Genomic DNA, 2,157 nt, shown 5'->3' on the forward strand with positions numbered 1-2,157 from the left:
AATACCAACGAACAGCCCAAAGAATGATTTCACCTTGAAAGTGCCGACCGTGGAAGGGATTCATCTGCTGTATCTCGAAATAAATAAGATATTTAGCTTATCATGTCAGCCTATTTGCAACAGTGCCTTTTTAGGTGGTTCCGCTAGGGTATACTGAAAATAAACTTGTCCTGTACCTGATTCCAGTAAAACACTCTCCGAAAATATCGAGACGATTCACGGTTGGTTACAGATAGTTTGGGTGTTATTTTTATCTCTATGCTTGATAGGCTTTATGAGCTTACCACAAATAATTTTTCATTCGGTCAGTCCTCGCTTTCATCCGACCAATTTTGACTCAACTCACTCACCAAACGACTCTCATCGCATTTAAAATCAATATAGTGATAGGTATTGGCAGGCAATAGCCAATCCTGCCCTGTCAGTGGACATTTTTGTTCCATATCTTCTGCCTGTGTCCAATCACGGTAATTCATTAGAAAATAATAGGTGGGTACACCTGTGCTTTGTTCAATGATACGGCACAATTCTCGACCTATTTTGCTATGCTCAGAATTGGGATTTTGCATTTGCTCTAAGGCAAAGGCTTCACTTACTGGTTGAGAACCAAGCCACAAACGATATAACGCTTCAGCCTGACGATACCATGACCACACATTATCATAACAAGGGTGATCAGGTTGGGTATATGGGATTTTATATAGAGGAATGCCTTGTAAGGTTACTCCATCTAGTAAAGGCGAACTCCAGCCCCAACGCAACATGTAAAATTCAGATTGCGTTGGTACGGCATAACGGGGAAGAGGATAGTCATGGTCTTCTCCGATATACAAGGTTTGAATGGGTTTACCTGCTAACTGTTCGATTTTATTGTGCATTTCTTGGGCATAGCTGTTCATATTTTTACGGTCAAGGGCATCCATTTCAGGACACACCACAGTCACGCGAGTAATATCATTTTGGCTAACAGCTAAATGATGGTTACGGGGTAATATTTGTCCGTTGCCTTCTAAATTTCCTAAATAACAAAATACATCATGGTCGTGGCTATCATCATCTTCAGCGATACCTGTATATTGGGGTATGATAATATCAAAGGCGTGCATTTTTATATCTCATGCTTAATTTATATTAAATATATTTGGGGATGTTGCTGTTGAAATTGGTTAAAGTGCTGTCTTGTAGTGTCAATTTAACCTATACCGTCAATGCCGTACACTCTAAATATTAATAATACTTAAACTACTTGATATTATAACTATAATTTTTCTTATCATATTTACCGAAATAAGGAACAGCTACATCCTTATGCACTGTATTATTACTATCAGTATATGTAATTACTATAGAGTCTTCGGTGTCAGAATATTTTATAGGATACTTAAATGATTGATTAGGAGATAAATTACCTATATTTTCTGATTTATTAGTGGTTTTATAAGTTAAATTAACCTTAGTTATATCTTCGGAGGTTTTGTTATTTATAATTAGCATCCCTTCTGATTCACTTTGACTGGAACAAGCCACAGTAATTAATGCACTTAAGCTAATTACATACAGTTTTCTTATTGAGATCTTCACGAGCCAAACCTTTAGTTATTTTATTTAATACAAAATAATTCTATGCAAGAAATGCCACTCTCAACTTCTTAAGCCTATTGGAATGGCTGTATTACAAGAATTGTAAGTTTAATATTGAAAGTCTAACCTTCGTAAAATAAATGATTTAGCGAAAAAAAGTTGAGAGTTAAGCATAAAATGGAATCTTATTTTTCACCAAAGGAATTAGAAGATGTTAAAGAACCATTAGTTATAACTTTCATTTTGAGACTACCCTAAATTCTGTGTAACTATCTAGTTTTCTAAAATACTTCTTAAATTTTGTCAAAATGGCTTTATTAGCTCGAAAAACTAACTTTCTATACACCATGAAGTACACCGCGACTACCTAAATAACTCAATATACCAATATCATTAGCCTACAGCCTAAGGTTCTAGTCCTCACTAGGGTACCGAAGCAGTGAAATTGGTTAGAGATGGATCCGGAAATTTGAACAACTCCTATAAGTGATACTCTGCTCCTCAAATGATGTTATAAACATCAATATATGGAGTATTTTATGGCACGTAGACCAAGAAGAAATCATTCAAACGACT

Annotated in this window: 2 protein-coding genes; both read right to left on the minus strand. The window is 35.6% G+C overall.

The genetic code is table 11. From position 1 onward, the window contains the following. Positions 1–305: 305 nt before the first annotated feature. Positions 306–1,106 carry a DUF2310 family Zn-ribbon-containing protein gene (locus FTV28_RS13410; RefSeq protein WP_114237944.1) on the minus strand — a complete coding sequence of 267 codons (801 nt, stop codon included), beginning with the start codon at positions 1,104–1,106 and terminating at the stop codon, positions 306–308. Between the two features lie 136 nt (positions 1,107–1,242). Continuing rightward, a complete protein-coding gene (locus FTV28_RS13415) occupies positions 1,243–1,581 on the minus strand; it encodes a hypothetical protein (protein ID WP_114237945.1) in 339 nt (112 codons plus the stop codon). Between the last annotated feature and the right edge of the window lie 576 nt (positions 1,582–2,157).

The organism is Acinetobacter sp. YH12252 (genome assembly GCF_013417365.1).
GTDB lineage: Bacteria > Pseudomonadota > Gammaproteobacteria > Pseudomonadales > Moraxellaceae > Acinetobacter > Acinetobacter towneri.

Coding starts and splice junctions, on each gene's coding strand:
- FTV28_RS13410 (WP_114237944.1), bottom strand. CDS start 1,106: ATGCACGCCTTTGATATTATCATACCCCAATATACAGGTATCGCTGAA.